Origin of the sequence: Leptotrichia wadei, assembly GCF_007990545.2 — a bacterium.
Taxonomy (GTDB): Bacteria; Fusobacteriota; Fusobacteriia; order Fusobacteriales; family Leptotrichiaceae; genus Leptotrichia; species Leptotrichia wadei.
This window is the reverse complement of the sequence record NZ_AP019829.2, coordinates 726,812-751,612: the sequence shown is the minus strand read 5'-3', so window position 1 is coordinate 751,612 and position 24,801 is coordinate 726,812. Positions and strand designations below refer to the sequence as shown.

Here is a 24,801-nt window from a genome sequence, read left to right as displayed (position 1 = left end):
TTATTTCAGTATTTATATTTTTTATTATTTTTATTTTACATTCAAAAAATTTCTAAATTTTACAATACTTCTGAAATCTCTTCTAAAATCAATCTCGCACTTTCCACAGGATCTGCAGCCTTTGTTATTGGTCGTCCAATCACAAGAAAATCAACTCCCTGTTTTATAGCATCCGATGGCGTCATAATCCGTGTCTGATCATCATTACTTTTCCCATCAGCATTCAATGTAAATTTTGGACGCACTCCAGGACAGACTGTTATAAAATCCTTTCCTAACTTTTCTTTCACATTCTTTGCCTCCTGTGGTGAACAAACAATCCCATGCATCCCGCTCTCTCTCGTAAGTGTAGCAAGATTTAAGACAATTTCCTCCAATTTAAGCTCACTTTTAAACATTTCAAAAATATCATTTTCACCCAAATTTGTCAAAACTGTTACTCCTATCAGAAGGCTTTTTGATTTACTTTCTTTTACCAATTCAGCAACTTCCTTCATAGTTTTGCTTCCATTTGAACAATGAATGTTAAACATAAATACATTTTTTTTAATAGCATTCGCACAAGCCATTTTCACAGTATTTGTAATGTCGTGAAACTTCAAGTCCAGAAATACTTTCTTCCCTTTTTCGTGCAAATAATCAACTAATTTTCCATCTGTATTAAGATAGCTTTCCAGCCCAACTTTGTACATCGAGATATTATCTCCCAGCTCTTCAACTAGTTTTTTTGCATCTTCCATATTATCATAATCCAATGCAACAAATATTCTTTCTTTTGCTTTTTCATCAATTCTAGCCATTTTTTAACTATCCTTTCTTTTAACTTCTCTTATTTCAAATGCTCCTATAAAAATCAAAAACAAAAATTCTATTGTAACTATCGGGAATACTGTAAAAAGTGGATTTGATTTAAAAATAGCAATCAATACCATCATTACAAGGTGTAAAAAAGCTGTGATTCCCCATGCTTTATAGTGAAGTGTAATTTTATATTTTTGATCAGCTGATTCCACATTTATAACTTTTTTTGGTGTTTTTGTAAAAAAATTGTTATATACCTGCAATATCTGCTCACCATAATCAAGATCAATTTCATTTTTTACATTTTTTAATTCTTCCACTCTTTCATTATTTATTCTTAATTTTAATACACCATTTTTATTATTTTCAAGCATTTTTGATTCTATTAGAATTTTAGGCATTTAATTTCTCTCCTCTCTATTAATTCATAAATTTGAAACTAAGCTGTCAAATAAATTTATTGAATTTGTATTTCATCTTCCAAAATTACCTTTTCACAATAAAAACATTTATATTTTTCCTTTTCTCCAGAATTATTTTTTTCAGAACCTTCTTTTATCCGAATAAATTTTGTTTCAATATTTTCATGATTTGAAATACATTTTGGATTGTCACATTTCATAAGTCCGATAACTTTGTCTAACCTGTCTAATTTGGTTTTTTCAATAACTTTATAATCTTCTATAATATTTATTGTCACATTTGGAGCTAGCAGTGCAATATTATTTAATTCCTTTTCTTCCAATATTTTTTCCTCAATTTTAATAATCCCTTTCCTTCCAAGCGAACTGCTTGGCATATTAGTTGCAACTGTTATTCTTTCACTGTATTCTTTTAATTTTAAGATTTCTACAATTGCAAAAACTTTTTCTGATGGGATGTGATCTATTACAATTCCATTTTTTATTGCTCTTATCAGCAATTCTCTTCCTTCAGACATAATCTTTCCTTTCTTAAAATAAATTTTTTATTCTAAAAATAATAAATTTACAGAAAAAACTCCTTATCCTTTCCTAAAACAGCCATCATCATCGCCTGTCTTACAGGAATCCCATTTTTAGCCTGCTTAAAGTACAAAGCATATTTTGTATTGTCTAAATCTTTATCAATTTCATCAACTCTTGGCAAAGGATGCAAAATTATCATGTCATCTTTACATTTTCCTACGATATTTTCACGATTTATAACATAAATTCCCTTAACTTTCTCATAGTCTTCCACATCTGGAAATCTTTCCTTCTGAATTCGAGTCATATAGAAAACGTCAATTTTATCAAGGCAATTTCTAAAATCTTCTAAAATTTCATATTTTATTCCATTTTTTTTCAAATCTTCCAATAAATAATTAGACATTTGTAAAATTTGCGGTGCTACAAAATAAATCGTCGGATTAAAATGTGTAAGTGCCTTTGTCAACGAATGGACTGTTCTTCCATACTTTAAATCTCCAACAAATGCAATTTTTAAATTTTCAAGTGTTCCCTTTTCTTCCAAAATTGTATATAAATCGAGTAAAGTCTGGCTAGGATGCTGATTAGATCCATCTCCTGCATTTATTACAGGTTTTTTTGATGTCTCTGCCGCAAGCCGTGCTGCACCATCAAATGGATGCCTTACAACAATCACATCTGAATATGCTTCAACCATTTTTATAGTATCTGTAAAAGATTCTCCTTTTTTTACAGATGACTGTTCCACAGGCGGTAATGATAAAACATTTGCTCCAAGCCGCATTGCAGCCGATTCAAACGACATTTTGGTACGTGTACTTGGCTCAAAAAACAAAGTTGAAATAATTTTACCATGTAAAAATTTCAATTTTTCCTCTTCCGAACAATTTTCGATTTTTCTTGCCAATCTTAAAATATCAAGAATTTCATTTTTTTTCATATCATTCATAGAAATAATATTTTCCACTACTATGCCTCCATTGAATTTCAATATTTTCTTAAATTTATGATAACAGATTTTATAAGTATTTGCAAATTTTTTCTTTTGTAAGAATAAAATAAAAATTTTAAAAACTTTAATGTTAATAAAAAAATTAGAAGTCAATTCATAAAAGAATATATTCTTCTAACTTTTTTGTTTATATTATTTATTTGAAGATTCTGGATTGTATCTTAAAACTCTCGTAGCATTTAAAACAGCAAGCAATGCAACTCCAACATCAGCAAATACAGCTTCCCACATTGTTGCATCTCCAAAAAGCCCTAAAGCCATAACAACTATTTTTACAGCAAATGCAATAGTAATATTTTGCCATACAATTTCCTTCGTCTTCTTAGCAATCTTAATGGCTGTCACTATTTTAGACGGCTCATCATTCATTATTACAACATCAGCAGCCTCAATAGCCGCATCACTTCCAGCTCCTCCCATTGCAATCCCAAGATCAGCTCTGGCAAGCACAGGAGCATCATTTATTCCATCACCTACAAAAGCAACTTTCCCTTTTTCACTTTTAGTTTTATAAATTTCCTCAAGTTTTTCAACTTTCTCATTTGGAAGCAATTCAGTAAATACCTTATCAATTCCAAGTTTCTCAGCTATATTCTTACCAATGGCTTCATTATCGCCAGTAAGCATCACGATTTCCTTTACTCCATTTTCCTTCATGCCTTTAATCGCTCTTGCCGAATCTTCCTTCACTTCATCTGAAATTAATATATTTCCAATATATTTTCCATCAGCCGCCAAATAAATTGCAGTTCCTAAATTTTCTTTTTTATCAAAAGTAATATTTCCCAAATTCATTAATTTAGAATTTCCAGCCAAAAACTGATGGTTATTTATATTAACTTTTATTCCAAATCCTGAAATTTCTTCAAAATCCTTTACAACATTTTCATCAACTTTGGATGCAGAATTTTCATATTCTGACACGATTGACTGTGCAATAGGATGATTGGAAAATTTTTCAATATGTGCTGCATACTTTAATAATAAAGGTTTTGTCAATTCAGTTTTATTATTTTGAAAATCATTAATTTTTATATTGTTTTCAGCATTTACTTCTGTAACTTTAAAAATTCCCTTTGTCAAAGTTCCAGTCTTATCCATAACAACACTTTCTAAATTGTTCAAAACCTCCAAATAATTTGTTCCTTTTATCAAAATCCCATGTCTTGAAGCTCCACCTATTCCTCCAAAAAATCCTAAAGGAATAGAAATAACCAAAGCACAAGGACAAGATACTACAAGAAATATCAAAGCACGGTAAATCCAATCTGAAAAAGTTGCACCTTGAATTAATAGTGGAGGAAATATTGCCACAATTAATGCTGTAATAACGACTACTGGAGTATAATATCTTGCAAATTTTGTTATAAAATTTTCTGTCTTTGATTTTTTGCTTCCAGCATTTTCCATTAAATAAAGTATTTTTGAAACAGTAGATTCAGAAAATACTTTTGCAACTTGAATTTCTATAAGCCCATTTTTATTTATAAATCCACTTAAAACATCATCTCCAGCCTTCGCTTCCCTTGGCAATGATTCTCCAGTCAATGCTGAAGTATCAAAAGTTGAAGCACCTTTTACTATTTTTCCATCCAAAGGAACTTTTTCCCCTGGTTTTACCACAATAATTTCTCCAACTTTTATTTCTTCAGGCGAAACTTTTTTTATTCCTTCTCCAACTTTAATATTGGCATAATCAGGGCGTATGTCCATAAGTGAAACAATGGATTTTCTGGAATTATTAACTGCAATCCCTTGAAATAGCTCACCAAGCTGGTAAAATAACATAACAGCCACACCTTCAGGATACTCTCCAATAGCAAATGCCCCAACAGTCGCAATCGCCATCAAAAAGTTCTCATCAAAAACTTGCCCATTTAATATATTTTTAAATGCAGAAAGCAGAACATCGCCACCAATTACAAGATAACTTACCAAAAATATCACAAGTTTTGGAATAAATAAAGTTTTTGGAACAAAAATTCCCAATACAAATAAAACCCCGCCAATTAGCAATTTTTTCTTAATTTTACCTGTATCTTCCCCTTCAGAAGAACTCTCTCCCGCCTGGACTTTTGGAACAAAAACTTTCACCCCATCCTCAATTTTATCCACTTCCGTCTGAATAAGCTCAACAAGCTCATTTTCAGAAATTTCATCAGCAAGAACAACTATTTTCTTCCCAAGAAAATCAACCGTAGCCTCCTTAATCCCCTCCAAAGTATTTATCTTCCGCTCAACTTTAGCCGCACAATTAGGACAATCCAGCCCTTCAACAGACAACATACATTCATTACTTTTCATGGCAACCTCCATTTTTTATTTATTACAATAAATTTTAATTTTAATAGAATATATGAACACTTATTCATATATAATATACTATATTTATCAAAAGTTGTCAATGATTATTTTTATTTTTTTGTTGCACTTGACCTTATAAACAATACATCCTAGTTAATTTCTTACTAAATTGACTTTTTTAACCTTGACACAACCTCAATATGAGGTGTAACCGGAAACATATCAACCGTAATCATTTTCAATAATTCATACCCATTTTCATGCAAAACCTTCAAATCAGTATTAAATGTTTTTGGATTACACGACACATAAATTATATCCTTCACACCATATTTTAGCAATTTATTAAGCGTCTTGTCACCAACGCCTGCACGGGGTGGATCTAAAATTATAATATCTGGCTTGATTCCATTTTTATCAAACTCATCTAATTTTTCAAAAACATCTCCTGCGATAAAATGAGCGTTTTCGACACCGTTCAATTTTGCATTTTCATTTGCTTTTTCAACAGCTTCTTCCACAAGCTCAATCCCATAAACCTGCTTTGCCTTTTTTGAAACAATTTGCCCAATTGTCCCTGTTCCACTGAATAAATCAAATACAATTGAATTGTGAATATTTTCCCCTTCTATTTCATCCAAATAATCTAGCACTTTTTCATATAATTTTTCTACTGTTTTTGAATTTGTCTGAAAAAAACTATATGGACTAATTTTAAACTTCAATCCTAAAATTTCTTCTTCCAAATCTCTTTTTCCAAAAAGAATTTCCTCACTTTCAGAAACAACCGAATCAGAAAAATTGTCATTAAATGTATGTAAAATCCCTGTTATTTCAAATCCATTTTCAAGCTTCAAAGCCAACAATCCTTCAACTAAACCTTTTTGAAATTCCAATTTTTTCTCATCTTCAATTTGAGTTGTAGTAACCATATTTACTAAAATTTGTTTCGTAAAATCCGCTTTTCTAATAACTAAATTCCTAAAAAAGCCAATATGATCCAATCTATGATAAAAATCCAGCCCTGTCGTTTTTGAAAACTCATTACAAAAAACATAAATTTTATTAAAGTTATCATCCATCAATTTCAATCCATCTACTTCAACAATATCATGAAAACTGTTTTGTTTATGAAGTCCCAAAATCATAGGTCCGTCTTTCATAGCATTTCCGTAACTAAATTCCATTTTATTTCGATATTTTTCCACTTCGACACTTCTAACTGGCTCTTCAAAAGTAAAATCATATTTTGCAATTTTCTTCACTTCCTTTTCAATGTTAGAATTTTTCATCGCAAGTTGCTCATCATATGAATAATACTGATAATTACAACCACCATTTTGTCTAGCAATTTTGTCATAAATCGCATTTTTTCTACCTGCAAAATCAATAATTTCACATCGAATCAATTCATACTTTCTTCTTCTTTTCACAAAAATACCTTCAACAATTTGTCCTTCAGCAGCATTTATATTTGGAAAAATCCTATTTTCATCATCTCCATAAAAACCGTACGCACGACCTTTCGTATTAAGTCCTGCTATTTTCAGCTGTATTTTATCACCTTTTTTTAAAATTTTTTTCTCTTTATTTTCCATTCCATCTCCATTTTCCTATAAAATTTTCTCACTTTAATTAAAAACAAATTTGGTAATCCCATCATTTATACAAGATTACCAAACAAATTTTCTGCAATTTTAAAAATTAATTTCTATTTTTATTTTTATTTAGATTCAATATATTTTTTCAATCTCGCAATCGCTTCTTCCAATACAGGCAAGTCATGCACAATCGAAAATCTCACATATCCTTCCACTTGAAATGTAATTCCTGGAATTATTGCCAATTCAGTCTTTTCCAACAAATCCAAAATAAAATCAAAAGAACCTACATCTTTAAACTTATCAATTGTTTTGTATGTCGCAAATACATAAAATGCCCCTTTGGGTTTCAAGCACTTGAATCCTAATTTTTCAAGTTCTTTCACAAAATAGTAAACTCTTTTTTTGTAAATTTCTGACAATTCAGTTGTATCTGAACAATAGTCGAGTGCAGCAATTGCTCCATATTGAGATAATGTAGAAGCACTTGTCACAGTATATTGACTTATTTTTTTTATTTGAGCTTGTAATTTTTCATTTGCAAGTGTATAACCAAGTCTATGTCCAGTCATTGAATGTGATTTTGAAAATCCATTTACAACGATTAACTGCTCTTTTAATTCATTATAATATTTTGCAAAAGAAGTAAATTTTTCAAAAGCGATTGAAGCGTAAATTTCATCGCTTAACAAATAAATTTCTTTATCTTTTAAAAATTTTACAATTTTAATCATTTCTTCTTTCGGCAATGTAATTCCTGAAGGATTATTTGGATAAGTCAAAATTATTAATTTAGTTTTTGGTGTAATATATTTTTCCAAGATTTTCTCAGTCAAAATAAAATTATTTTCTTCCAAATCCATAAAAATGGTTTTTGCTCTTGCAACTCTAATTAATGGCTCATATCCAACATACGCTGGAGTTGGAATTAACACTTCGTCATCTTCTGCAAGAATTGTTTTAAGTGTAGAAGAAAGTCCTTCAGTCGAACCAACTGTAACTAAAACATTGTCTTTGTTGTAATTTCCTCCAAATTTTTCATTATAAAATTTTGCAATTTTCTCTCTTAATTCAGGCATCCCACCCACAGGTGAATATTTGATTGGGCTGTTTAAAGCATGATAAGCGATTGCTTCCTTTACTTTTTTCGGTGCATCCGTATCTGGCTCCCCAATTGTCATATTTATTACATTTTTATAAGACGACAATCTTTCATGAATTTTTCTTATATCTGATATTTCTATTCCTTTTATTATTGGATCTATGTACATTTTCAAAACCTTCTTTCTTTACGTTTCATATTTATTTTTTATCAATAACCCATTATATCATATTTTTCGTTTATTTTATAATTTTTATTAAATTTTCCATTGTCATTTTTCACTTTTTTTGATAAAATTAATATATAAAAATTTTAATTTATGCTATTTTTCATTTGAATAGTAAATTTATTACAAATTCTTTTTGCAATAAGAAATTAAATAAATTATAATTTCTGTTTTAATGGGATTTAGTATTAAAACTTAAATGGAAAGGAAAGGAAATGGACAATAAAAATCAACAGGCAATTGATGCCAATATGATAATTAAAATTCTTTATAAAGATAAAGCCCTAATTGCTTTAACAACAATATTAGTTGTAATACTATCAACAATTTTCGTATTTGTACATAAATCATTCAAATCGGAAATAATACTTTATGGAAACGACAAAGTTCTTACAGAAATTGGAGAAAATTCACAATTTTCACTAACTTCATTTGATTTTTTCAATTACTTGAAAAAAAATTCAAAGACTTTAAAAAATGTAAATTTACCTGATGACAAATTTCTAAAGGAAATGACAACAAGATTGACTGCTCAATCTGAAACAAATGATCCTATGGTAAAAGTAAAATTTTCTACAAATAGCAAATCCGAAGGAGAAAATTTTGCAAAGGAATACCCAATACTTGCACAAAATTATCTTCTTGAAAGAAAAAACAACTTTTTGGATTCACAAATAAAACTTTTAGAGCAACAATACAGTTTTTTGACAAAAAATGTTGATATCAGAACCACAAAAGATTCATTAACAGACACTCTTGTATCAAGACTGGCATATTACCGTTTGTTAAAAAATGATCCAAATCCAGTTGTAAAATTTATAAATTCTACAACAAAACCTTCTTTAAATAAAAAGCTGGTTATCGCTGGTTCATTATTTTTAGGAATTTTCTTAGGAATATTAATTGCATTTATGAAGGAATTTTCAACAACACTAGATTGGGAAGACATTAAAAAAAGAAAAAATTAAAAACAATAAAATTAAAGGGATTATCTTGTATTTTAAGATAATCCCCATTTTTTATTAATGAACTTAAATTTGTTAATTCATGCCAAACCCAATTTAAAAATAAAAGTTATATTTTTATTATTTGCTAACAAGAGATTTGAACCATTGTATAGATAAAAAACTTAAGTCATCTAATACTATTAATTATCCAATTTCAACCATTTTTCTCTTTCTTTTATCAAAAGTTACCATTTCAGTAATTCCAAATTCCTTCACATATTCTCCCGCTTCCTTGATTTTCATTCCAACATGTTCAGAATAATGCGAATCACTTGATAAAATTACAGGAATATCATATTTTTTCACATATTCCATAAAATCCCTATACGGCGTAATTTCCTTAATTGGATACCGATAAAATGTACCAGTATTTACATCCACAATCATATTATTCTTTTTTAGGCATTTAGCCGTACTTTCAAGCAACTTATCAACATCTTTCTTCTCAGGAATATTTTTAAACAATCTCAAATTGAATGGATGTCCCAAAATATCATACATTCCTGTATTTGCCACATCTTCAATTTCTTTTGCATAATCCTTCCAAATTTGCACCAAATTACCATCTGTAAATTTATGCTTCAAAGCACTAAAATCAAATCCCCAACCCTTAATAAAATGAATTGAAACAATTAAATAATCAAAGTCATATTTAGATAATATTTCCTTAACTTTTTCCTGATTTCTAAAATTACAAACTTCAATTCCAAATTTTACTGGATAGCCTTTTGCTTTCAATTTATTTATAAAATCTCTGTATTCATCCAATGTATGAACAAATTTAGTTTTCTGTTCAAGCCATTTTTTCTGAAAATTCCCAGTTTCACTATCATCCAAAATTAACTCATCATAATACAAGTCCTTAAATTCCTTAAATCCATGGGTATGCTCTGTAATCCCTATTTCTGTCAGCCCCATTTCCTTTGCCTTTTCAAAAAAAGGATTTACATAATTCTCGTTATAACTTCCATATTCAAAGTGCATATGATAATCTACCAACATAATATTTCCTCGCTTTCATATATTGTATCCAAAATAAAGAAAAAAGCCATCCCAAAATTTACCATTTTGAAACAGCCTTTTTTACACAAAATTAATTAATCGATTATTGAGAAATTACATTTGTTGCTTGAGGTCCTTTTGGTCCTTCTTCTACATCAAAACTTACTTCTTCACCTTCGTTAACTGTTTTGAATCCTTCTTTATTAATTTTTGAGAAATGTAAGAAATAATCATTTCCATCTTCTCCTGAAATAAATCCAAATCCTTTTTTTTCGTTAAACCATTTTACTTTACCTAACAAAGTATTACCTCCTAAAATTTTAATACCTCAAACAACTTGTTACTGTTACAAATATCTATATTTTGTTACACTTACTTCTTGCTTTTGGTTATCTATAAGTATTATACCATATTTTTCAAAAAAATAATAGCTTTTTTTCTTAATTTTTTAATTACTTTTAAGAATTTGTTTATAAAGTACACTAAAATTCCTTTAAAAATAAAGTAATTATGCTCTTTTAAGGAATCTCAAAATTTTTTTAATTGCCATATTTTAAATTCTAAATTTACAATTTTTATTGTAATAAAACTCTTGTAATTTTACTAAAAACAATATAAAATATAGTTATAATAATTATTTTAAATCAATTACAAAATAAAATTTAATTAAAAGGAAGTGATAATTTATGAACCTAAAAAAATATATTCTATTAGGATGTTTAGCAATTTTTGCCGTAATTAGCTGTGGAAAAAAAGAAGCAAAACAAGATGAAGATCAAGATGAAATCCAAATCGAACAACAAAGTGTAGATAATACTGCCGCCAATAACAGCAATAATTCCCAAGAAAATACCGCCGCTTCATCAGAAGTTCAACCAGCCGCACAAGCTGCAGAAGCCGCAAATAAAACTACAGAAAATATCAATGAGAGTGCTAATATTCAACCACCTTCACAAGTAAAAGCTGAAGAAGTAAAAGCTAGTAAGACTTTACAACACGTAGATAAACTTATTGGTAAGGAAATTCCAATGGAAGATAGAGTTTTAGTATTTTCTAAACAAAATAACCAATACAAAATAACCTACAAAGGCGAATCAGAAAATGGAATGCAAGTTGATACTAAAAATTTAACCTTTAATGAAAAAAATGACAGCCTAACAGATGGTAATTATACATTCAAGTTAAAGAAAAATAAATTGGGATTATATGCAGGAAGCCAATTTCTATTTACAGTAGATTAATTTTTTTTATTTGATTTAACTAAAAAACACTTAATTATCATTGAGTATTATTAAACTTATTTGGTAACTAAAACAAGGGGTTTTGACCCCTTGTCATAAATAATTATATTATTTAAAAATTTATAAAAGCTTATAATTCCTTGCTTGACTTTTCTAAAAATTTTAAAACTTTTTTTATATTTTAAAAATCTAAATATTTTTTTCTATTCAATAGTTATTTTTCTAGGAATAACTCTCTTTTTCTCAGTAATTTTTCTGTCTTTTCCTAAATTATCCAAAATTTTAACTAAATACTGATAAAGTTCTTCATTGGTATAATTTTCCTGTTCCATTTGTAATTTTAAATTAATATAAGCAATTATAGCATCTCTTTCTACACTTCCATTTAAACAATTTACATAAAAATTTACATCATAAATATCTAAATTCTCCTTTTTAGAAGCCTCTTTCCCAAATAATTTCAAAATTTTAGGATGAAGTGTCCCCAATTCATGTTTTGAAGAATATTTTATATTTATAAGTTCCAGTAAATTAAAATCACGTCTTAAATCTCTAAAACTATTATAGTCATTTCTAAGTTCCGCTCCTATTCTAGTAATAAAACGTGTTATTTCAATTTCTCCAATTTTACTTTTCCAAAGTTCTTTTGTTTTGTTATTATTTTCTTCTTGAATTTCCAAACCATTCGAAATTTTATTTTCAATTTCAGTATTTTCACTATTACTCGCTCCAATATCTAAAATTTCCAATGAAAAATCAGCACTTCTAATATAAAATTTTCTTTCTTCAAAATCTGAAAATAATTTTAATTTCAAAATATATCTATTCTCAATCTCAGGCATATTAAATTTATAATCTTCATTCATCCAAAAGATTTTTTCATTATATTTAATAATTCCCCTTGTCACAGTAACTTTTTTATTATCTAAATCTGTAATAAGGTCAAATCCCGAGATTATTCCATCTTTTTTATCCAAATATAATAAATCCGTCAATTCCGCAGGATTATCCCTCAATAAATCAAGTGCTTCCTTATTTATCACCTGCCCATTCCCAAATATCGGATATTTATTTTCAATCATTTTTCCCCCATTTTATTTCTTTAGCCTCTTTATTTTTTTTATTTTCCTTTATTAATACTAATAATTTTTATTAATTTCAACCTGCAAATTCTTCAAATTTCCTGCAAAAGTTATATTTAGCTGACAAATTCCATTATCTGCATCAATCACATGAGATAAGTCATCTCCCTTTTGCATAATTCCATTTACAAATTTTGTATCTTTTAACCAAATTGATTTTTGACTTTCAGGATTTGTGCTAAAAAACATATTTAATTTGTCTTCTTTAAAATCTGTTGTCGTAAATCTCAATGTTCTTTCAATGTAAGTCGTTGTAAGTGTCTTATAAAGCGGCTCATATCCTCCATCTAGATTTTTTAGCAAAGTTCTTGCCTTATAAACGACAATATTTCTAATTTTTTCACGTGCTACATTCGCATTATCCGATGAAAATACGAATCCATAATTAAACTGATTTATTCTATCTTTTATTGTATTTGTAAATCCTGATATTTCCTTAGACATTGTTGTTTTCGCATGATATGAGTTATCCTTTTCTTCAATATCAAAACGTACTCCTGGATAAAGCGGCGATACATTTGAAAATCTTTCCTTTAGATAATTTGGACATTGTATCGCACTAATTATTCCAGCTGCAACATAAGATGCATCTATATACACACCTTCTATCCAAAATTTTAACAAATCTTCCTGTTCTTTTGAAAGCAATACTCCTGTTTCCTCTTCAAATTTCATTTTATAATCTAGCATAACTCCTGATTTATCCTTTGGAATTATTGTAAAATTAGGAATTACTGGAACTAAGTATTCTGAATATTTTTGATTTTCTAAAATTTGAGTTTTTTCAATATATTTATCTACACCAGTTGTTGCAAGATTGTCAAATGAAGTTTCAGGCTTTCCTTCAAAGTTAAAAAATACTTGAACTTTATATTCTGCCAAAACAGTCATTAAATTTGTTAATACTTCTATTGTATTCTTCTCTGTTTTTTCCTCATTTTTAGTCCCCATAAATCTTTCACGAACTTTTTTCTCTGATTTTTTCATATCCAAATCAACATTTGGATAAATCCCAAACCATACTGTATTATCAAAATCATTTTTCTCATTAGTCGTATTCAAAAATGCACGTAATTTATCCTTATTTCCAGCCTTTACAATCATTTCAGGTTTTACATTTGTAATCAAAAGTGTCGGTTTCATAAGCCCCATTCTAACATCATACTGCTCAAAAAACATTTTCACACCCAATATTTTTTCAATCAAAGGCTTCGCAATTTTTATAAAATCCTCTTGAGCCGATTTATAAAATGCCAAATAATTATTATAATTTTGAACTTCCTGCTTAGGATCTACATCCACAAATGTTTTCGCAAGCGGCACAAATGTTCTAACAACCAAATCACTAATATACTTATTTGGTTCATCTGTCACATTTTCATAGTCATCCCTAAAGGCCTCAACCAGAGCTGTTGTATTTTTTTCTTCAATCATCGCAAGTGAATTTTGATTTTCCTGCTTATACTCAATTACCTCAAGTTCTCCTTTCTCTCCAACCTGTAACATTCCCAATTTTATTTTCTCTGATTTAAAATTGTTCGAATCATTTCCAATTAATAGCCGAGTTTTTATGTCTTCAATTGCAAGCGGCAACATTCCAAGTACATTACTATAATTTTCAGAAGCCTCCTCAAACTTTGTATTAAGTTTATCCCCCAATTCTAACTTTTTAGGATTCTCATCATCCAATTCTTCATACTTCTGAAAAATATGAGCAATCTCTTTTCTTGTCTGCTTAATATCCTCAATAACCTTTTTCGGAGAAATTAACTCCAAAATATTTTCAAACTTAAAATCTACATTTCTATTCCCTTGTGACTTTCTAGCTTCAATCAATGTACTTAGCATTTTAAAAAATGTATTCCCATTATTAATCTTAATTTCTGTCACAAGATCCTCAGGTACTCCTTCAGGTTTTTTCAAAATATACTTGATACTCTGACTCTCTGCATCAAAATAACTATACACTTTCGGATCAAATTTTTCCAAAAACTCCTCAAAACTCCCAACCAAAAGATGCCTATTAATCTCAATAATATTTTCATCATCCAACGAATCCATATTTCTAGCATCATTAACAAGTGTCAAAATATCCATTTTCTCTGGATTAATTTCCTCAAACAAAATAGTTCGATTAGTCTGATTTATAACATTTTTATTCCTCATATTCCTTTCAAAATTACTTTTAATACCATAAAAATTATTTTCAGTCAACCTGCATTAATTTTATGTATTATTTCAAATAATTTCAATTCTCCCCCTTCTATATATTAATTAAATTTTAATTAATATTATTTTAAACTAAAATTCAAAATTTGTCAATATATTTTTTATGAAATTAATAAATCTAATATATAATATTTCTCACCTACTTTTTTTAAATAAATTTCTTCAAACCTGCTCATCGAATCATATTCCGAAGAACAGCTAACTGTACCATATACATCTCCATCAACATATCCTAATTTTTCAGGTTTTTTTGTTATTTGAATTGAACAACTGTAATTAGCACCTTTAATTTTCACGGACTTTTTAATATTTTTGACATAATTTAAATTACTCAATTCACTCTTTAATTCTAAAAGTAAATTTGAAGTTTTTTCAAAAAACTCACTATTATTTTGGGTATCATCAAAATATTCTCTATATTTTTTAAAAATATCTTCATCATATTTTTCTAATGTATAACTTTTACTTTTCCGAGCCGTAACAACAGTATCAATAATCCTTTTAAGTGATACAGTCATTTCCTTATTATTCAATTTTTTATTATCAAAACTCATTTTTTGCAATATCTTTTGTGGCTTTTTTTCTATATTTTCTTTATACTTAATATTATTAAACAAATTGTCATTATTTTTACTACAACATGAAATTAAAGCTAGTATTATTATTTTAATTAGTAATTTTATCATTTTATCTCCTTTATCCTACTGTACCTGTATTTTTTGAATCTGTAATTATTGGTAGTTCTTGCTCTTCTGGTTTTACTGTATAACTTTTGGGTTTCATAAAATAATCAATTCTACTTGGCTCAAAAGCCGTTTTATTAATTTCATTATTTTGATTTCCGCCTAAAAATACATACATTCCATTTTTTCTTTTTCCAACTAATATTGCTACGTGGCTATAACCTTTTCGAAATTTAAAAATTCCTATAGCTCCTACAAAAGGTTTAGTTTTTTCACCTTCAAACCATCCTCTTTTTGGTAATTTTGGTCTTGGCGCAACTCCCCAATCATATCCTCCAACAGAAGGATCAGATGAATTCTTATATCCTGCTGTTTTCATGCAATATGTTACAAATGCTGCACACCATGCAATTTCAGTAGGTTTTTTATCTGTTCCAAAATTTGCATAAGGAAAATATGTTTTTTGTATTCTATTATATAAACTCCGGCTAGATTCTTTTTGCCCTTTATATTTCTTCATTTCTTCTTCTGCAACTTTTATCCATGGCGCCCTTCCTTTGACTTCTTTATGTGGGCAGTTATCTATATCACATTTTTCAGACTTTCTTTCTAATTTTTTATCTGCTTTAACTGTTGAAACCTGTCCTTTTGATACATTATTTTCTAAATTATCTGTATTCTTATTTCTTTCTTCTTTATTTTTATCTTTAGAATCCTGCTCAACTTTCTTCTTCACATCATCCTGAACGCCATCAACATTATTCAATCCCTTTGAAGAATTATGAGTTTCACTCCACTCTCGTTGACTAAACGGACACACAGCCACTCTTTTTCCATTTTTCCTTATTGCATTTAGTACATCTACTTCAGTTGGAGGATATTCTGTTGATGTGTATAATGTTTTACCTATTTCAATCCAGCTTGTAATATCTGAAGAATTTATTTTATGATCTGTAGCTTCTTTTGTTTGTTTTACATTATTTTGTATTTTGTAATCCTTTAATTCTATCTGTTCTGTATTTGAAGTTTTTATATCGCTATTTAATTCTGCTTCAATCTGTTTTTTTTCATTTTCCGTTATTGTCAAATTTCCAGCCCGCATTAAATACCCATAAGCTATTACAGGCAACATTTTTCCAGAATAAAAGTTTTTTTGCTCGTAATCACACAAACTTAACCCATGTTTTTTTATTATTCCCTTTGTATCAAGTTCAGGTCCAGATTTTTGTTTTACACTTTTATATGCCTCTTTAAATGCATCCAAAATTTTTTCTCTCAAATATTTTTCTTTTTCTGAAGAAGTCTCCTTTTCAGCAATTTGAATTTTCGTCTTATTTGCACCATTCATTGTGCTACTTTTAAATCTGTTCCATTTAGAAAATTTTTGTGCTTCCTTTTTTAATTGCGTTTGCATAAAATCATTATTTACATCGCTACAAATATTTATCAGCAGTTTATATTGACAATCAGCATCCCTAACAGCTTCATTAACTTCCTTATCTTTAGTAACTGCCGTTCCAGCTTCCTTTTGTCCAGCGTCATCGATACTTATAGTTCCGCCATGCTGACATTGAATAGTTGAAATATCCAGCAATGCAGGCTTATTTCTAACTTTTACATCCGTATTTTTCTCCCACATCCCCATTAATGCAGGCTGGCAAGTCCCAATTGCACTGCAAGATTTAAAAGGCTGAATATTCGTATCATTTATATTAGCCTGTTTTCCGCCTTCAAGCATTACACTGTCCTCTTTTATGATTAATCGGCTAATATCCCTTCCAAGCGTACATTTTAGCATACAATTAGTATTTACAAATAACTCTCCAGTAGGATTTATAATATTTTGCAGATCATAAAATAACTTGTAAAAGGAATACAAATCCATTGAATCAACATTTGCCGCATAATCCCGCAATTCCTTGCTATTTTTAAATAATCCCAAAATAATGTCTTTATCCTTTTCAAAATCCGAATTATCCCTGTAATTTTCATAAACTTCATCTATCAAATCACTTATTTTCCTAATATTCCGCACTTTTATTGCCGATTTTGAAGTTATCCAGTCATTCAAGACAGTCGTTACCCTTATATCCTTCCCAATTTTTTCAAGTCTATTAAATAACCCACTTTCAATTTTTGATGGAATATCAATTCCTTTTTGTCTTTTTATATACCATAAAAGATAATTTCTCACAATATTGCTATCTTTATATTCATGGTTATCAAAATACTTAGTTTCATTTTCTTCCTTAAACCCAGTTTGCACCTTCAAAAATTCAATTATTATATTGTCAATCAATCTTCTCGACAAAGGAAACTGCCTAACTCCATTTTCATCAATAGAATAAGTTTTTTCATATTCTGCAGCATTTTCTCCAAGTTCCCTTATCAAATTTTCACATCTTGTCTTCTGTAACTCCAAAGCTGGCTTTTTAGCAACTTTTATAACAATTTCATCAATATCCTTTATTCCCTGCATATACTTGTCATACTTTTCAGGTAGCTGATTTTTTTCAACTTTAGTTTTTCCATCTTTTACATATATCTGAATCACACTTTGTATTTTATCCACATAATTCTTATCTTCCTTGAATTTATTTACAGGTTTTTTATCAGGATATTTCACATATCTTGCTGAATATTGACCAAGTACATATTCTAATGATTCTATAGCACTTTTATTAGGAATAGGATACGAATAAATATAATAAACTATATCTTGTATCCGCAAAATCTCATTATTTTCCTCTCTTCCCCTTAAAATATCAAATCCATGCTGCCTTATCACATTCCCAATCTTATCATTGTCCTTTGTCGCCTCATCATACATCTTCAAAATGACATTTATATCTTCCGTATTCTCTTCCAGCACCTTTTTCCCTGTCTTAGTTTCTAAATATTTTACATAATCCTCATTATAAATATTTTCATCTTGAAATTTAGCTTGCAGCCTTTTCAAAATCGCCTCATCAGGATTTACAAATGCCAATTCAGGAGCTTTCCCATTTTCAGCTCTATCCCTTTTATACTCTTCACTATCCCAAACTTCCTCAAATTTTTGACCATTAAATGAAAATACACCTTCTTTATTACTTTCATCACTTTCAGTTTTAGCATTATTTAGTGTCAAAACTTCTTTTTGTGTTTGTAAAGAGTTACTTGAAACATTAGATTTAGGTTTTGACTGAATTGTAGCCTGTTTATTTATATTTTTATTATCAGTTTGTGTATGATTTTTCTCTACAACTTTGTGATCCACTTCACAATTATCTTTAAATCCAATAATCACTGATAAATCATGCCCTGCTAAATTTACAGCATAAAGCAATGATGGCATTGCATTTCCATCTACCGGTATTCCCCAGACACCTTTAAAATTATTTCCCAAAGCATTAGACATTGCACCTTGACCACATAAATGTGAAGCTGCCAGCATTCCAGACGATGTAAGCAAAAAACTTTTACCCCTCAAATCTTCTGCTTTGTATCCTTGATTTCTCTTTTTCATTATTATTGTTTTTACTTTACTTTCAGAAGCTCTAACTTTTCCTGGTGCTATATAAACTGCATTTTTAGGAACAGATATATTTTTACAAATTTTATCCTTATGTTTTTTCAAGGTTGCCCATCTCATTTTTACTGAACGCATTATTACTTCATCTTGTGCCGCTGGATTATTTAAAAAACTCTGTTTCCCCTTTAACTTCCATTTTGTGGCACCTTCACCAATGAATCTGGCATTTGCCCAAGTCGAACCCTTCGGAAGCCATCCCATGTCCATTAAAACATCCGTCCCAATCTGATATTTTCCAATATAATATTTTTGATCTGCTAAATTATACTTTCCGCCACTTTCTAATTTAGCCAGCTTTTCAAAAAATGCAACCGCACTATCTCCAATATCTACCCCATTAAATTTCCTATTTACCACAATTAACTCCCCCTTTAAATTTTGAAATTTTTACAAAATCAGCTATTTTATCTTAACTGACTCTTATGTATATACCCTTTCATATAATATCCCCCCTCTTTATTATAAAAATACACATATTTCCAGTCTTTCTCATCTGAAATTTCTTCAACTTCAACATTATTCGCTAATTTATGAATTATTGAACTGTCTAAGTCATTGCTTTCTCTTACATTGACAGTATTTTCCTTTGAAGATGTTACAAAAACTTTACCCATTCCCTTAGACGATGTTAATCCAAAATCTCTGAATTCTTCTCGCCACATCTGTCCACTTTTCATATCAGTTATTGCATAATTTGTTCCCCCGCTTGCTGCAACTGCCGATAAAAACAGATTATTTCCATCAATACTTTCCAATTGAGAATCTAAATTTACAGTATCTCTTGCAATCACTTTTCCATTTTTCACAAAGACAGTTTCACTATTTGACTGCCCAGCATAAGCAAAAGGATAAGTAAGAGTGTATATTGAATAAACATTATTTGTAAAAAAAGCTGCTCCCTCCACTTTATCATCAGCTTCTTCAGAGTTTTTATCATACTCATCAACTATTTTATAAACTTCGTTAGGCAATTTATTCAATGCAACTTCTTTTGTGGAAAGTTCCCTTATAATTTTCACAGTTTCAAAACCGTTTATTTTATCTTCAAACTTTGAAAAATTTGGATATTTTATTTCATTTTCACGTTTTTTAGCAAGTTCTGGATATCTTTGCTCAATAAATATTTTTTCAGGAATCATAAAATTATGATAATCTTCATACACATAATCCACTATTTCCTTTGGAACTTCCCGTAATTCGAGCCTTTTTAACCTTTTCAATCCAGAAATTTCCTTAATTCCATTTTTTAGCGGATTAAAACTTATATCCAGATGTTCCAATTTTGTTAATTTCCCAATTCCTCTAATATCACTTATTTTATTGTTATGTAGCCACAATTCCTTTATATTTATTAAATTTAACAAAGGCTTTATATCCTCTATCTGATTAAAATTTATTTTTAAAACTTCCAATTTTTTCAGATTTTTCAACGGTTTTACATCCTTAATTTTATTCCAACGTAAATCTAGAACTTTTACATTTCTATAATCTGTTATACAATTTATCTCCTCCAATCCTTTATTTTTTAATTCTATTTTTTCAGCACTAATATTATATTTCCCTAGCTCAATACAGCTTTTATCTTGCTTGGGAATTGTATTAATTTGTGCCATTTGTTCATTTGTACTTTTATTTTCTTTCAATTCCTCGCTTTTACTGTTACTGCAAGCCATAAATACTAGAAAAATTAGTATTTTAAGTGTATTTTTCACTGTTACCTCCTATTGTATCATTATTTTAAATTAATATATAATTTATTTTTTATAAATGTTTTTTTATTATTTTTTACATTTATTAATTTAATATTAATTTATATAATAATACCTTATGTTTTAAATTTTGTCAATAAAAGAACTGATTTTTTTAAAAAAAGATTTATATATTTTTTAAAAAATGCTTGTAATTATAGTAAAAAAGTGATATCATTAATTCGGAAATAAATTTAAAACTTCAGGGCAGGGTGAAATTCCCGACCGGTGGTAAAGTCCACGAGTTGTTTTTACTTAATTAAAGATAGAAATAACATGAACTGGTGTAATTCCAGTACCGATAGTTATAGTCTAGATGGTAGAAGTGAAATAATTAATTTTTAATATGAAATTATTAAGGAACTTTGTTATATATAGCTCAGTTATTTATATAAAATTCTAAATTAAAGTAATTACAAATTAAAATTACCTACCTTTATATTATAAAAGCCTTGAATCTAATATTCTTGGCTTTTTTGGTTTTAAATGAAAATAAAAATTAAATAATGAGAGGATGATTTGAAAATGAAAACTTTTGAAGGAAAATTTGATGGAAGAAATGCAAAAATAGGAATTGTAGCTGGGAGATTTAATGAATTTATTACTTCAAAATTAGTTGGAGGCGCTTTAGATGTATTAAAAAGAAATGATGTTTCTGAAGAAAATATTGACATTGCCTGGGTTCCAGGGGCATTTGAAATACCTTTAATTACAAAAAAATTGGCAAAGACAGGAAAATATGATGCAATAATTGCTCTAGGAGCTGTAATAAAAGGTTCAACACCACATTTTGACTATGTTTGTGCAGAAGTTTCAAAAGGAGTGGCTCAAATTTCGTTGCAAACTGACTTGCCTGTAATTTTTGGAGTTTTAACTACAAATAACATTGAAGAAGCTATTGAAAGAGCAGGGACAAAGGCAGGAAACAAAGGGTCAGATGCGGCATTTTCTGCAATTGAAATGATTAATTTAATTAAAGAAATTGAAAAATAAAAAACGTTAGATTATCAAACACATCTAATAATTTTATTTATAAAAAGGAAAATTAAAATTATGTCTACAAATAAAAATAATGAAATTGATAAAAAATATATGCAAATAGCAATTGAACTAGCAAAAAAAGGAGCTGGGGCGGTAAATCCTAATCCGATGGTCGGAGCGGTTGTTGTTCAAGATGAAAAAGTTATTGGAACTGGCTATCATAAATATTTTGGAGGACCTCACGCTGAAGTTTACGCTTTGGAAGAAGCTGCTCAAAATTCAAACGATTTGTCGAATGCCACGATTTATGTCACATTGGAACCGTGTTCGCATTACGGGAAAACACCACCTTGTGCTGAAAAAATTGTGAAAATGGGGCTAAAAAGATGTGTTATCGGCTCATCTGACCCAAATCCGAAAGTGGCTGGAAAAGGTGTGCAGATATTGAGAAATGCTGGGATTGAAGTGCGTGAAAATGTTTTGAAAAGTGAATGCGATAAAATTAATCAAGTGTTTTTTAAATATATTATGGCAAAAATTCCGTATTTGTTTTTAAAATGTGCGATAACTTTAGATGGGAAAATTGCTACAAAGACAGGAAATTCCAAATGGATTACAAATGAAACTGCTCGTGAAAAAGTTCAGTTGTATCGAAATAAATTTATGGGAATTATGGTTGGAATAAACACGGTTTTAGTTGACAATCCAAGTCTTACTGCAAGAGTTGAAAACGGTGTAAATCCATATAGAATCATTATTGACCCGCATTTTAAAACTGGAAAAAATCACAATATTATTAAAGAAAATAGCGATGAAAAGACAATAATTGTCACATCAAAAAATAACGAAAATTCTGAAAAGCAGCTGGATTTTTCTGAAAATAGCAAAGTTAAATTTGTATTTTTAAATGGTACAAAATTTAGCTTTAAAGAAATTCTTCGTAAAATTGGAGAAATTGGAATTGATTCAATTTTGCTGGAAGGTGGACAATCGCTTATTTCACAGGCATTTGAAGAAAATGTAATTGACGCTGGAGAAATTTTTATTGCCAATAAAATTTTAGGCGATGAAAAAGGGAAGTCTTTTATTACAGGATTTGATAGGGAAAAAATGGATGAAGCTGTGATTTTGGAAAATGTGAAATATAATATTTATGACAAAAATGTGGGAATAGAATTTTTGCAAAAAAATTATAATTAATTTGAATAAAAAATTAAAAATCAGGAGAAAGTTATGTTTACTGGTTTAGTTGAAGAAACTGGAAAAGTTATTAATCTTGCGAAAAAAAATGCAAGTATTGAAATTACAATAAGAGGAAAAAAGGTTGTAGAAAAGGCACAAATTGGAGATAGTATCGCTGTAAACGGAGTTTGCTTGACTGTTACCAAATTAAAGGGAAGTGACTTTACGGCAGATGTGATGTTTGAAACTATTGAGAGAAGTGGCTTGAAACGGGCTAAAGCGGGGGATATTGTCAATCTTGAAAAGTCGCTTACGCTTGCAACTTTTTTAGGTGGACATCTTGTTATGGGAGATGTTGACTGCGAGGCTAAAATTTTGTCAATTACGGATAAGGGAATTGCGAAAGTTTATGAGTTTCAGCTGGATGAAAATTATAGAAATAATATGAAATATATCGTTGAAAAAGGGCGTGTAACCATTGACGGGGCGAGTCTTACAGTAATTGATGTCAATGATGAAGATGGAATTTTCTCTGTTTCACTTATTCCGCACACGATTGAAAATATTACGGTTGGAATGAAGAAAACTGGGGATTTTGTGAATATTGAAACAGATTTATTTGGAAAATATGTAGAAAAAATATTGAAATTTGATAATTTTGATAATTTAAAAAATAAAGAAAAAAAATCAAAATTGACAATGGAATTTTTACAAAAAAATGGATTTTAATAAAAAAAGGAAAAAAAGAAAGAAGTGATTTAAATGGCAGAAAATAAAGCAAAATTTGATACTGTCGAAGCTGCGATTGAAGACTTGAAAAAAGGTATTCCAGTTGTGGTTGTTGACGATGAAGATAGGGAAAATGAAGGGGATTTGATAATTCCTGCCGATACAGTAACTTATGAAACATTGAACTTTATAATTAATGAAGCACGAGGACTTATGTGTGTGCCAATGTCTAGGAAAAGAGCTGAAGAGCTTGAATTAAATCCAATGGTTCAGCATAATACCGACTATTTTGGAACTGCCTTTACAATTTCAGTCGATTCATTAGAAGGTACAACTACTGGAATTTCTACAGGTGACAGATTAAATACAATAAAAGATTTGGCAAATCCAGCTAAAACTGCAAAGGATTTTAGAAAGCCAGGACATTTATTTCCGTTAATTGCACGTGAAGGCGGTGTACTTGAAAGAAAAGGGCATACTGAAGCGGCTGTTGATCTGGCAAGACTTTCAGGATTTTCTGAAGTGGCTGTAATTATGGAAATTTTAAAGAAAAACGGAGAAATGGCTCGTCGAAATGACTTGTTTGAATTTTGTCAAAAACATAGTTTAAAATTAATTACAATTGATGGTCTGATTGTTTATATAAAAAAAAACGAAAAATTAGTTAAAAATGAAGCAACTGTTGATATTCCAACACAATTTGGAAATTTTACTTTTGCAGGTTATAGCGATAAAATCGAACATAAGGAATATATCGCAGTTATGAAGGGCGAAATAAAAAATAAAGAGAATATCACAGTCAGACTTCACTCTGAATGCCTGACAGGCGATGTCTTCGGTTCAAAACGATGTGATTGCCAAGAACAGCTTCATAGAGCTTTACATGAACTGGAAGAAAGCGGAGAAGGACTTCTGATTTATTTACGTCAGGAAGGGCGTGGAATTGGAATTCTGAATAAACTAAAGGCTTACAAACTTCAGGACGAAGGTTATGATACTGTGGAAGCTAATCATAAATTGGGATTTTCTGACGATTTAAGGGATTATGCCGTAGCAGCACAGATTATAAAGGATCTAGGAATAAAATCAATTATTTTAAAAACCAACAATCCAAAGAAAATCGAAGGATTGGAAAAATATGGAATTAGAATTGCTGGACGCAAGGAAATTGAAATTGCTGCCAACGATGTAGATAAAAATTATTTAAAGGTAAAAAAGGAAAAAATGGGACATTTGTTAAAACAGGATTTATAAAAATTTTAAATTTATATTATCCAAAAAGAACCT

The 24,801-nt window shown here is 29.3% G+C and carries 20 protein-coding genes and 1 riboswitch; of the genes, 6 read left to right on the top strand and 14 right to left on the bottom strand.

Annotation, left to right across the window (positions count from 1 at the left end):
* Nucleotides 1-59: 59 nt before the first annotated feature.
* From pyrF to FVE73_RS03435, 7 genes are all read right to left on the bottom strand, one after another.
* Nucleotides 60-800: an orotidine-5'-phosphate decarboxylase gene (pyrF, locus tag FVE73_RS03465; RefSeq protein WP_018498609.1), complete on the bottom strand. Its 741-nt coding sequence runs from the start codon at nucleotides 798-800 to the stop codon at nucleotides 60-62.
* Between the two features lie 3 nt (nucleotides 801-803).
* Nucleotides 804-1,202: a hypothetical protein gene (locus FVE73_RS03460; protein WP_018498608.1), complete on the bottom strand. Its 399-nt coding sequence runs from the start codon at nucleotides 1,200-1,202 to the stop codon at nucleotides 804-806.
* A 56-nt stretch (nucleotides 1,203-1,258) separates the two neighbouring features.
* On the bottom strand, nucleotides 1,259-1,741 hold the full coding sequence (pyrI, locus tag FVE73_RS03455; RefSeq protein WP_018498607.1) for an aspartate carbamoyltransferase regulatory subunit: 483 nt from the start codon (nucleotides 1,739-1,741) through the stop codon (nucleotides 1,259-1,261).
* Nucleotides 1,742-1,788: 47 nt separating this feature from the next.
* On the bottom strand, nucleotides 1,789-2,718 hold the full coding sequence (pyrB, locus tag FVE73_RS03450) for an aspartate carbamoyltransferase (RefSeq protein WP_018498606.1): 930 nt from the start codon (nucleotides 2,716-2,718) through the stop codon (nucleotides 1,789-1,791).
* A gap of 177 nt (nucleotides 2,719-2,895) precedes the next feature.
* A complete protein-coding gene (locus FVE73_RS03445) occupies nucleotides 2,896-5,067 on the bottom strand; it encodes a heavy metal translocating P-type ATPase (RefSeq protein ID WP_018498605.1) in 2,172 nt (723 codons plus the stop codon).
* A gap of 164 nt (nucleotides 5,068-5,231) precedes the next feature.
* The gene (rlmD, locus tag FVE73_RS03440) at nucleotides 5,232-6,665 is read right to left on the bottom strand and encodes a 23S rRNA (uracil(1939)-C(5))-methyltransferase RlmD (RefSeq protein WP_018498604.1); all 1,434 of its coding nucleotides are present in this window, start codon (nucleotides 6,663-6,665) and stop codon (nucleotides 5,232-5,234) included.
* Between the two features lie 125 nt (nucleotides 6,666-6,790).
* Entirely contained in the window at nucleotides 6,791-7,939 is a 1,149-nt protein-coding gene (locus FVE73_RS03435) for a pyridoxal phosphate-dependent aminotransferase (RefSeq protein WP_018498602.1), read from the bottom strand.
* A 272-nt stretch (nucleotides 7,940-8,211) separates the two neighbouring features.
* Here FVE73_RS03435 and FVE73_RS03430 point away from each other — a divergent pair, with 272 nt between their 5' ends.
* Nucleotides 8,212-8,964: a GumC domain-containing protein gene (locus tag FVE73_RS03430; protein ID WP_018498601.1), complete on the top strand. Its 753-nt coding sequence runs from the start codon at nucleotides 8,212-8,214 to the stop codon at nucleotides 8,962-8,964.
* Nucleotides 8,965-9,147: 183 nt separating this feature from the next.
* Here the strand turns inward: FVE73_RS03430 and FVE73_RS03425 are convergent, their stop codons facing one another.
* On the bottom strand, nucleotides 9,148-10,005 hold the full coding sequence (locus FVE73_RS03425) for a histidinol-phosphatase (RefSeq protein ID WP_018498600.1): 858 nt from the start codon (nucleotides 10,003-10,005) through the stop codon (nucleotides 9,148-9,150).
* 103 nt (nucleotides 10,006-10,108) lie between these two features.
* Nucleotides 10,109-10,306, bottom strand: a complete 198-nt coding sequence (locus tag FVE73_RS03420) for a cold-shock protein (protein WP_018450345.1) — start codon at nucleotides 10,304-10,306, stop codon at nucleotides 10,109-10,111.
* 385 nt (nucleotides 10,307-10,691) lie between these two features.
* On the opposite strand from FVE73_RS03420, the gene FVE73_RS03415 reads away from it, so the two are divergent.
* The gene (locus tag FVE73_RS03415) at nucleotides 10,692-11,246 is read left to right on the top strand and encodes a hypothetical protein (protein ID WP_018498599.1); all 555 of its coding nucleotides are present in this window, start codon (nucleotides 10,692-10,694) and stop codon (nucleotides 11,244-11,246) included.
* Between the two features lie 203 nt (nucleotides 11,247-11,449).
* Here the strand turns inward: FVE73_RS03415 and FVE73_RS03410 are convergent, their stop codons facing one another.
* The 5 genes from FVE73_RS03410 to FVE73_RS03390 form a co-directional block, all read right to left on the bottom strand.
* The gene (locus tag FVE73_RS03410) at nucleotides 11,450-12,328 is read right to left on the bottom strand and encodes a hypothetical protein (protein WP_018498598.1); all 879 of its coding nucleotides are present in this window, start codon (nucleotides 12,326-12,328) and stop codon (nucleotides 11,450-11,452) included.
* Between the two features lie 57 nt (nucleotides 12,329-12,385).
* Nucleotides 12,386-14,554, bottom strand: a complete 2,169-nt coding sequence (locus FVE73_RS10835; RefSeq protein ID WP_018498597.1) for a hypothetical protein — start codon at nucleotides 14,552-14,554, stop codon at nucleotides 12,386-12,388.
* A gap of 164 nt (nucleotides 14,555-14,718) precedes the next feature.
* Complete coding sequence (locus FVE73_RS03400) at nucleotides 14,719-15,303, bottom strand: hypothetical protein (protein ID WP_018498596.1); 585 nt, start codon at nucleotides 15,301-15,303, stop codon at nucleotides 14,719-14,721.
* Between the two features lie 10 nt (nucleotides 15,304-15,313).
* Nucleotides 15,314-19,231: a PAAR-like protein gene (locus FVE73_RS03395; protein ID WP_018498595.1), complete on the bottom strand. Its 3,918-nt coding sequence runs from the start codon at nucleotides 19,229-19,231 to the stop codon at nucleotides 15,314-15,316.
* A gap of 47 nt (nucleotides 19,232-19,278) precedes the next feature.
* Nucleotides 19,279-20,586, bottom strand: coding sequence for a leucine-rich repeat domain-containing protein (locus FVE73_RS03390; RefSeq protein ID WP_018498594.1), 1,308 nt, complete (start codon nucleotides 20,584-20,586; stop codon nucleotides 19,279-19,281).
* A 230-nt stretch (nucleotides 20,587-20,816) separates the two neighbouring features.
* A riboswitch (FMN riboswitch) is annotated at nucleotides 20,817-20,954 on the top strand.
* A gap of 193 nt (nucleotides 20,955-21,147) precedes the next feature.
* Here FVE73_RS03390 and ribH point away from each other — a divergent pair.
* Genes ribH through FVE73_RS03370 form a run of 4 tightly spaced genes read left to right on the top strand, consistent with a single transcriptional unit; the run spans nucleotide 21,148 to nucleotide 24,768 of the window.
* Nucleotides 21,148-21,615 carry a 6,7-dimethyl-8-ribityllumazine synthase gene (gene ribH, locus FVE73_RS03385; RefSeq protein WP_018498593.1) on the top strand — a complete coding sequence of 156 codons (468 nt, stop codon included), beginning with the start codon at nucleotides 21,148-21,150 and terminating at the stop codon, nucleotides 21,613-21,615.
* A 60-nt stretch (nucleotides 21,616-21,675) separates the two neighbouring features.
* On the top strand, nucleotides 21,676-22,803 hold the full coding sequence (ribD, locus tag FVE73_RS03380) for a bifunctional diaminohydroxyphosphoribosylaminopyrimidine deaminase/5-amino-6-(5-phosphoribosylamino)uracil reductase RibD (protein ID WP_018498592.1): 1,128 nt from the start codon (nucleotides 21,676-21,678) through the stop codon (nucleotides 22,801-22,803).
* 33 nt (nucleotides 22,804-22,836) lie between these two features.
* Complete coding sequence (locus FVE73_RS03375; RefSeq protein ID WP_018498591.1) at nucleotides 22,837-23,514, top strand: riboflavin synthase; 678 nt, start codon at nucleotides 22,837-22,839, stop codon at nucleotides 23,512-23,514.
* Between the two features lie 33 nt (nucleotides 23,515-23,547).
* Entirely contained in the window at nucleotides 23,548-24,768 is a 1,221-nt protein-coding gene (locus tag FVE73_RS03370) for a bifunctional 3,4-dihydroxy-2-butanone-4-phosphate synthase/GTP cyclohydrolase II (RefSeq protein WP_018498590.1), read from the top strand.
* Nucleotides 24,769-24,801: the final 33 nt, after the last annotated feature.